General features: G+C 66.1%; 5 protein-coding genes and 4 pseudogenes. 2 read left to right on the top strand and 7 right to left on the bottom strand.

Features of this window, described 5'->3' with window-relative positions; genetic code table 11:
• Window positions 1-156: 156 nt before the first annotated feature.
• A pseudogene (locus ACFZDK_RS52415) lies at window positions 157-378 on the top strand (transposase); the annotation flags it as partial.
• A 21-nt stretch (window positions 379-399) separates the two neighbouring features.
• Here the strand turns inward: ACFZDK_RS52415 and ACFZDK_RS52410 are convergent.
• Entirely contained in the window at window positions 400-1,641 is a 1,242-nt protein-coding gene (locus ACFZDK_RS52410; RefSeq protein WP_390985599.1) for an IS110 family transposase, read from the bottom strand.
• A gap of 366 nt (window positions 1,642-2,007) precedes the next feature.
• Here ACFZDK_RS52410 and ACFZDK_RS52405 point away from each other — a divergent pair.
• Window positions 2,008-2,466 (top strand): annotated as a pseudogene (locus ACFZDK_RS52405) (transposase); the annotation flags it as partial.
• Between the two features lie 62 nt (window positions 2,467-2,528).
• Here ACFZDK_RS52405 and ACFZDK_RS52400 read toward each other — a convergent pair.
• The 6 genes and pseudogenes from ACFZDK_RS52400 to ACFZDK_RS52375 all read right to left on the bottom strand — a co-directional run bounded on the left by ACFZDK_RS52400 (window position 2,529) and on the right by ACFZDK_RS52375 (window position 8,876).
• Window positions 2,529-3,914 carry a transposase gene (locus tag ACFZDK_RS52400; RefSeq protein WP_390985596.1) on the bottom strand — a complete coding sequence of 462 codons (1,386 nt, stop codon included), beginning with the start codon at window positions 3,912-3,914 and terminating at the stop codon, window positions 2,529-2,531.
• Complete coding sequence (locus tag ACFZDK_RS52395; protein WP_390985592.1) at window positions 3,898-4,098, bottom strand: transposase; 201 nt, start codon at window positions 4,096-4,098, stop codon at window positions 3,898-3,900. The genes ACFZDK_RS52400 and ACFZDK_RS52395 overlap by 17 nt, the downstream gene beginning before the upstream one ends.
• Window positions 4,099-4,297: 199 nt before the next feature.
• A pseudogene (locus tag ACFZDK_RS52390) lies at window positions 4,298-4,408 on the bottom strand (hypothetical protein); the annotation flags it as partial.
• 124 nt (window positions 4,409-4,532) lie between these two features.
• The gene (gene ltrA, locus ACFZDK_RS52385; protein WP_390985589.1) at window positions 4,533-5,966 is read right to left on the bottom strand and encodes a group II intron reverse transcriptase/maturase; all 1,434 of its coding nucleotides are present in this window, start codon (window positions 5,964-5,966) and stop codon (window positions 4,533-4,535) included.
• A 556-nt stretch (window positions 5,967-6,522) separates the two neighbouring features.
• A pseudogene (locus tag ACFZDK_RS52380) lies at window positions 6,523-7,537 on the bottom strand (ISAzo13 family transposase); the annotation flags it as partial.
• A gap of 286 nt (window positions 7,538-7,823) precedes the next feature.
• Window positions 7,824-8,876 (bottom strand): alcohol dehydrogenase catalytic domain-containing protein, encoded by a 1,053-nt coding sequence (locus ACFZDK_RS52375; protein ID WP_390985586.1) that lies wholly within the window; start codon window positions 8,874-8,876, stop codon window positions 7,824-7,826.
• Window position 8,877 lies beyond the last annotated feature (1 nt).

Here is an 8,877-nt window from a genome sequence, read left to right as displayed (position 1 = left end):
GAGGTATGGAGTCCCCCGCCGCAAAGCCCGCCTTGACCACTCTCACCTCAGCAGTCGCAGACCCACTCGCCTCCCGAAGCGCCACCAAACAACCTCACCGGGACAAAACGCTCTTTAAGAGGTCGTTTTCATCTATTTCATTGGGGTATGGCGATGTTTCTGCCGCACGGCTTCCCCCATTGGAACTCCGTCTACGGCTACTTCGCCAAGTGGCAGATGGGCGGCATCTTCGCCCAGCTCAACGGCCTGCTACGGGAGCTGGTCCGCGGGCAGGAGGGCCGTGACACCGAGCCCTCGGCCTGCGTGATCGACGCACAGAGCGTGAAGACCTCCACCAGCGTCCCCGCCGCGAGCCATGGCACGGACAACGCCAAGAAGACATCCGATGCGAAGAACGTGTCAAGCTGCGAGGGTGAGACGGGGTTCTGGCGAGGTCGGGAAGGCTACGTTCTCGTTGAACGGGACCCGATGAGTCAGACAGTGGTGCAGGCATCCGATCATTCGGTTGAAGAGGTTCCTCTGGGCTGCCGTGTGCCGATCTCCGGCTTCGCGTCGGCGGTCGTAGTGAGCCCGTGCTCCGTCTGAATGGGCCATCGCTGAGAAGGCCCACATGTAGCCGACTCCGGCCAGGCGCTGGTTCTTCACTCTGCGGGCCGCGACGGACACGCTCTTGCCGGAGGCCCGTGTGACCGGGGCGGAACCCGCGTACGCCTTCAGCCCTCTGGCGTCGGCGAACCGAGTCCGGTCGTCGCCGATTTCGGCCAGAACCCGAGCCCCGCTGAGCGGGCCCAGTCCTGGGAGGCTGGTGATGATCTCGGCGTCAGCATGTGCCTCGAACGCCTGCACCGTGGCCTTGGCAAGGTCATCGGCGCTCGTGCATGTGGCTTCCAACTGCCGGAGCAGCGCGAGTGTCTGGCGCCCCATGGCCTCTTCGACCAGGGGAAGATGGCGCATCTGCGACGCGCGAAGTTCGCTGTGTAGACGCTCGACCTCTCTGTCGATGGTGTTCTTGCGGCCGGCCTTCTTCAGCACGGCGCGCAGCTGCGTCCTGGTCAGTTTGGCCGCCTGGCGCGGAGTCGGTGCCGCGGCCAGGAGAGCCCGGGCTATGGGGTGATAGATGCCCTCGCGACGGTGCCCGACGGCGGCCAGGTAGCTGGGGAAGTACTCGCGCAGGTGGGAGGTCAGCTTGTTGCCGACCTGGATTCGGTCCCAGACGGCGTCCTGCTGGGCACGGGTAAGGACCGCGACGGCCTGGGCCACCTCCGAGTCGGCGGGAAGCATACGGTGCGCGGCGGCGTCGGCGCGGAGAATGTTCGCCAGCACCATGGCGTCCAGGTGGTCGGACTTCTTCCGCGAGACCGTGTGACGGTCCCGGTATCGGGCGGCGGCCATCGGGTTGATGGCGTAGACGGGGCGGCCGGTTGCCCGAAGGCAAGCGACCAGAAGACCGCGGGAGGTCTCAATGGCCACCGGGACGGGATCCTGCGGACTGTCGCCATGCTCGGCGAGCATCTGAAGCAGCTGCTCGAACCCTTCCGCGGAGTCATCGATGCGAGCCCGGGCCAGCAGCGAACCCGCTTCGTCGACGACGGTTATGTCGTGGTGGTCGCTGGCCCAGTCGATGCCGCAGAACGCTCTCACTCGCCTCACGCCTTCTCATCGAACCTGTGTTGCGGCTGGTCACAGCCATGCAGGGCATGCGTCTCTCTAATGGAAGGGCTCGAGGGCCCGACATCCGATTAGCCGTTCATGACCCCAGCGACCTGCGGGGCCCTCGGTCTTGATCGGAGCTGGTGGCTCCCGAGCACGTAAGAGGTAGTCCCCGCAGGGGGCTTGGACCACGATCATCATCGGTGACCAAGGGTTTGCTCTCGATACCGACGGCGAGCGCCAGCACACGTCAGCCTTCTTTGAGGGCTCACGGCCCCGATCGTCGGTGGACGTTGTACTGACGCCGGCGGTCGGCATCGAGAAAGTGCTCCATCGGGCTCAGCTACCGCCCATTAGATCGTCGGCCGCAAACGCATCATCGTGACCGACACGCTCGGCCTCCTACTCGCGGTCCTGGTCACCGCGGCCAGTGTCCAGGACTCCAACGCCGGCACCCGCCTGCTCGACCAGGTCGCCGCCGACCACCCCACGATCCGCAAGACCTGGGTGGACGGCGGCTACCGCAAGCACCTTGTCGAGCACGCCGCCACCCTCGGCATCGACATGGAGATCAGCGCCCGCACCCCCGGGACCAGGGGATTCACCCCGATACCCAAACGCTGGGCCGTGGAACGGACCTACGGCTGGCTCATGCTCCACCGCCGCCTGGCCCGCGACCACGAGACCCTTCCAGCCCGCTCCGAAGCCATGATCCACCTCGCCATGACCGACCTCATGGCCCGCCGCCTCACCGGAGAGAACACCATCTCCTGGCGCGACATGACATCACCGGATCAAATCCGCATACCGGGATGAAACAACGGGAGAAAACGACCTCTAGGGGCAATGCCGTGACTCTGCTGGTGATGTTGGGCAGGTCATGCGGTGGCTGAGCACAGAGTGCGGAAGTGCGTGGCCCGGCGCTGTGTTCTGGGTGCGGTGTCGATCCAGTCGGCGATGCGGGCGACGTTGCAGGCCATCGCGGTCAGGACGTGCTGGACGTGGGTGCGGGCCAGGCCGCGGTAGCGGGAACGTCGCAGCCCGTGGACCCGGACGTTCTGCGAGAGGGTGGCCTCGATGCCGGCGCGGATCGCGTAACGGCGCTGCCATTGTTCGGTCTGCTGATCGAGCCGGTTTTGCGTCTGGATCTCATGCAGCGGCCGGGGCAGCACCGCTATCGGGCGGGGCCGGGTCGCGGAGGACGTGCACTGTGTGCGGTCCGGGCAGGGCCGGCAGTCTGCCTCGGTGAACCGGGCCTGCAGATAGGTGTTCCCCTTCATCCGCAGCTCGGTCCAGGACACACTTGTGGCTCCGCGTGGGCAGATCGCCTGCTCGTGGTCCCAGTCGATGGTGAAGGCCGCCTTGCCGAAGCCTGAACCGGCTTTGGCCTGGCTGCTGTGGTCGGCGACGACCGGGCCGAGCAGAGCGATGTTGTGCACCCGCCGGGCCCGCTCGATGCGTGCCGGGGAGATATAGCCGGAATCGACGACATGTTCGCCGGGCAGCAACTGCCGCTCGGCGAGCTCGTCGTGGATGGTGTCGGTCAGCTCGATGTCCTGGACGGTGGAGATGGTGGTGGCGACATGGACCACCAGTTCGGGGCGTTCCTCGTCGCAGGTTTCCGTGAAATGCGTCCGATAGCCGCTCCAGGCGGTGTCCCGTTTGACGCAGTAGTGCGCGTCGGTGTCGTAGGGAGAGTCGAACCGCAGCGAGGCGGGCGGCAGTGCGTGGCCGTCCCGCCAGCGCAGACATCCGTTCGCATCCCAGTAGTAGTGGTGGACCCATACCTCTCGCAGAATCTCCACTTGCGGAAGAAGTCGCAGGTGGGGTGGGGTATCAGCGGCCCAGGCGGCGGTGAGGATCTTCTGTCCGTCCCTGCCGAATTCCTCGGCCCGGGCGGTCACGGCCGCCTTCCCGCCCGGCAGCTTGCCGATCTCAACCCGGCGCCCGTACCGCTTGGCCCACTCGGGCTCGATCAGCGGAGTCAGCCAGGCAGGGGCGGCCTCGGCCAGTTCCTCCAGCGCTGCCCGCAGCGTCTCCCCGACCAGTTCCAGGCGGCTGAGCGTGCGAACCGCGGCCAGCACATGAGTGGCGTCGGTACGCTGCCGGCCCCCGGCCTTGAGCAGGCCGGCCTCCACCAGGCGGTCCAGCATCAGCTGCAGCAACCGGTCGGCGGCACCGTCCTGTTCGGCCAGCCGGGCCCGGAACTCGCACAGCACCGAGTGGTCGAACCCCGGATCCTCCAGCTCAAGGCACGAGGGCATACTTCCAGTCGATCCGGGTGCGGACGGCGTCCGCCGCCGCACGGTCGGAGAGGTTCTCCGCAAACTGAAGCACCGACACCAGCGCCAGCTGTCCGGGTGACAGCCCCGGCTTGCCGTCGGAGGGATACAGCCCGACGAACTCCTCGTCCCCGAACAGGACATCGAGCCGGTCCCGGATGAGCATCGCCGGAGTGCTCTTCAGACACGCCGCCCGCGCTGTCCGCACCGTCCTCACCGGAATCCGCTGGAAACTCCTCGGCCGTAACGACACTGCCCCCACACCCCAAAATCCGAGGCCACCCCGCACTCCTCCAGCGAACCATCCAACGGCCCCACCGTCAGCGCCCCGGACAAGATCACCAGCAGAGTCCCGGCATTGCGGTTAGGCCGGTCTTGGTGGTGGTCGCCGCGATGCTATCGACGATGACTTCGTGGCTGGTCAGGGGCCTGCCGCGCCAGTTCATGGTGATGTGGGAGAACAGCCGGTGGTGAAGTAGGCCCAGAGCGCGGTCTCGTCTTTCGAGCGAGCCGTTTCTCTGGGCCTCTTCCCGCACCCGGCGTGCCACTCTCGCGGCACCGGGCGCTCCACAAGCCCCGTTCAGCCCTTGGGAATCTTCCTCATGTGGCGGTCGGCCAGGGCGAAGGAATGCCCGCTGTTCCCCGGTATCGGTAGCGCGTAGTGCGCACTTTGCCGGGGTCAAACAGGGATACTTCAGCCCCTGATGGCCACCATCCGCCGTTGCAGTAGCGACAGCGGAGGTCCTTCCGGTTGATCCGGTGGTGTTTGCGGCGCAACCACTTCATCACCTGATTCCACGCATAGTTCCTCAGGTATTGAAAGGTCGCGCTGGACACTCCGGGACGGAAGTACATGCACCAGCCGAAGAGCATCCGGTTGATCTGGATGAGCAGTTCGTCCAGTGGCAGGCCGGTGGCTGTTCTGCGCCGGATCTCCTTGACCTTGCCCATCGCGGCCTTGAGGGCCTTGCGCGAGGGATAGGTGTAGACGTAGCGGCGGTCGGCGCCCCGTTTGCGATGACGCTGGATGTGCCATCCGAGGAAGTCCAACCCCTCGTCGATATGGGTGATCAGGGTCTTCTCGGGCGACAGGCGCAGGCCCATCGTCGACAAGACCTCCGCGATCTCCTCGCGCAGAGCTTCGGCATCCTCCTTGGTTCCACTCACCATCAGGCACCAGTCATCCGCGTACCTAGAAATACGGCAGTTCGGAAGACCTTCACGGCGCCGTTTGGCTCGCTCCCAGGGCTTGGACTCCGGTCCTCCCGGCGCCTGGGCGATGTACTCGTCCAGGACCGAGAGGGCCACATTGCTCATCAACGGCGAGAGGATCGAACCCTGCGGAGTACCGGCAGTGGTGTCCCGAAGTACACGGTCCTCATCGAGGATCCCTGACTTCAAGAACGCCTTCACCAGGTCCAGGACGCGCTTGTCCCCGACGCGGGCCCGCACTCTGCCCATCAGGGCGGGGTGCGAGATTTCGTCGAAGCAGGCTTCGATGTTGCCTTCCACGATCCACTCATACGATTTGGACGTGAAGAAGCGCACCTCGGCCACCGCGTCGTGGGCCCGGCGCTTGGGACGGAACCCGTAAGAACACGGGAGGAAATCCGCCTCGAAGATTGGCTCCAGCACCAGCTTCAGGGACGCTTGCACCACCCGGTCTGTGATCGTCGCGATCCCTAGACGGCGCAACTTGCCGCCGGCCTTGGGGATCATCCGCTCACGGACAGGAAGGGGACGGAAGCTACGGTCCTTGATACTGGCCCGCAGCCCGTCGAGGAACTCCTCGACGCCCATGCCCCACGCGATGGACGCGGCCGTCCGGCCGTCCACCCCGGCGGTCTTCGCGCCCTTGTTACTCCGCACCCGATCCCACGCAACCAGCAGAAACGCAGGATCGGCAACGAGATTGAACAGATCATCGAACCTGCGACGGGGATCGTCACGGGCCCAACGGTGAAGCTTGGTCTGGATCTCCAGTACCCGTCGTTCTGCCACATACGTGGCGGACTCCAGCTCGTCGGTGTTCACCGGCGACAACCTCCTGGTATTCCCGCACGTCCGCTGCTGACTTGCTGGCCCCCTTCGCCATGTACGCACCTCTCGTGCGCTCGGACTACTACGGGGCCTCCGCCACGCGCTGGAGCCGTCAGCCGACGACGGGCCTGCCCACCGGCTGACTTGATGTCAGCCGGGACGGGCGGTTCCAGCGCGCTTCCCACGTTCACCACTTTCCGGTCGACGAGCGAGCCGCCCAGCTCTACCCCGACAGCATCGCCACGCCTACGCCGCAGTCATTCAGCGTGGCCTCCTCACCAGCATCGAAAGACCGGTTTCGAAGTCGCCGCCCGACAAGCGGACGGCGTGCGCTGCATCCGGCCCATATCCTCCAGGTTGGAGCCGGTGGAACCCTTACGGGACGTCAGACACTGGTTCCTCTCGTACGGCGTCTCGTCTTGCTTGCCGGACACGCACCGTCTGGAAGTACCGGCGCGCTCCGTCGTTGTCAGGGCTGCTCTCACCTCACCGTGCGACTCCACGGCTCAGCTGCCCTCAGCTTCACCGGACTGCTGCGACAGCCCGGCGGCAGGGGTCTTTCACCCCTGCCCGGTAAGAGTGGCGCCTCGTGGCGCACCTCGATCCGGTTCCACTTCGAAGTCCCGGGAGGCAGGTGGCAGACGGTGATCGTAAGGCCGGTCTCAGCGGCGAACCGGGCGAGTTCGGTCTTCCACGTGCGGGTGCGATACCCGTTGGAGCCGCCGGCATCGGCGGTGATCAGCAGTCGGCCGGCCGTCGGGTAGGTGGCCCGCCCGGCTCCGTTCCACCAGCGGCGGATCGACTCGACGGCGAACGCGGCGGTGTCGTGGTCGGTGCCGACGTTGACCCAGCCGGTGTTCGCGGCGACGTCGTAGATGCCGTAGGGCACCGCCCTGCCCAGCACGCGGTCGGGGAAGTCGTGGGTGTCGACCCGCACCGGCTCGCCTCTCGGCTCCCATTCACGGCCGTTGTTCTTGAACGGGCCGACCAGCTCCTTCTTCTTCGTGTCCACACTGATCACCGGAGCACCGTCATCCTGGTGGTCGCGGGCCTGCTCGTTGAGGTAGTGGAACTGCGCGTCCCGGTCGGGGTGCTGCTTGCCTTCCAGTGTCTTGGCATTGCTCTGCAGGCTGAAGCCCTCCTCGCGCAGCAGGTCGCCCACCGTGGCCGCGGAGATCTTGTGGCCCTGCTGGGTCAGCTGCTCGGCCAGCTTGCGGGTGGATTTGGTGGTCCAGCGCAGCGGCGACATGGGATCTCCGCGGACGTCGGGCTCGACCAGAGTGAGGAGTGCCTCCCGAACGGCTGGGTTGCGGTCGACGACGCGTTTGCGGCCGGCACCGGGCCGACGGACACGGCCGAGCCTGCCCGGAGCCGAGTTCCCGCACTCCGGCAGACACAGTGGCCTCACGGACACCGGCGGCACGAGCGACCGCTCTGATCCCGCCGTGGCCAAGGGACTGGGCCTCCGCCCCTATCAGCAGGCGACGCTGCCGCTCGTCGAGGTGAGGCAGAATCCCCTCGAACTTGGCTGCCAGCGCGGCCCGTTGCCCATCCAACCCACTCATGCCAGACCAACGAATCACCAAGCAGAAAGCCACGAGTTAAAGATCTGCACGCCCTAAGACCGGCGGTACCAGTCGCGCGGAGACTCTGAGCTGATGCCCAGTTCGCGGGCGACGGCGGCGACCGTGCCGACCGAGGAATCGACGAGCGCGATCGCGTGCCGCTTCAACTCCTCGGGCGTAACGCTTCGTTTACTCGCTTCCCACCTGATGCTACTTCCTCTGGAGCCCCAAGAGCCCAGGTGTCCACAATCGAGGGGAAGCCTCAAAACCGGCACACCCCATGTCCTCAGGGTCGGACCATGGTGGTCGCGTCGATGACGAACCGGTAGCGCACGTCGGACGCGAGCATGCGCTCGTACGCCTCGTTGATCCTTTCGGCGGCTATGATCTCGACCTCGGACACGATGCCCCGCTCCGCGCAGAAGTCCAGCATCTCCTGAGTCTGCTGCAACCCTCCGATGAGCGAGGCTCCGATCGACACGTCCCGCTTCAGCAGGGAGAAGGCGTACATCTGCAACGGCTGAGCCGGCGCGCCGAGATTGATCAAGCTGCCATGGGTCGCCACCAGGCCAAGGTAGGCGTCGAGGTCGAGTTGGGCGCTGGCCGTGATGATGAGCAGGGGGAAACTTCCGGCGAGTTGCTCGAACACCGCCGGATCGCTGGTGGCGTGGTAGTGGTCGGCCCCGAGAGCGAGAGCGTCTTCTCGCTTGGCGGGTGAGTGCGACAGAACAGTGACCTCCGCGCCCATCGCGTGGGCGAGTTTCACCGTGACGTGGCCGAGTCCACCGAGTCCGACCACGCCGATGCGGGAGTTCGGGCCGACGCCTTGCCGCCGCAACAGGGAGTAGGCGGTGACACCGGAGCACAGGAGCGGAGCGCTGGCGGCGAGATCCAGCCCGTCGGGCAGCCGGAGGACGAAATCCTCGGTGACCACGATATGGGTGGAATACCCGCCCTGAGTCACCTCGCCGTCGGCGTCGACGGATCCGAAGGTGAGGGTCCCCCCGTCCTTGACACAGTGGTTCTCCTCGCCGGCGCGGCAGTAGGCGCATTCCCGGCAGGAGTCAACCAGGCAGCCGACAGCAACTCGGTCTCCTACGGCGTGACGAGTGACCGCGGACCCGATCTCCGCGACGACTCCGGTGATTTCGTGACCGGGCACGGCAGGGTAGCTCGCCGGTCCCCACTCACTACGGGTGTAGTGGATGTCGGAGTGGCAGATGCCGGTGTAGCGGATCTCCACCAGTACGTCGTGGGGCCGCAGATCCCGGCGCTTGACGGTCATGGCGGTCAGGGGCTCGGTGCGGGAAACCGCTCCGTAAGCCTGTGCGTCCAGCATG

It is taken from the genome of Streptomyces sp. NPDC007901 (assembly GCF_042959465.1).
Lineage (GTDB): Bacteria > Actinomycetota > Actinomycetes > Streptomycetales > Streptomycetaceae > Streptomyces.
The sequence above is the reverse complement of the archived record's forward strand: the minus strand, read 5'-3'. Positions and strand labels throughout refer to the sequence as shown.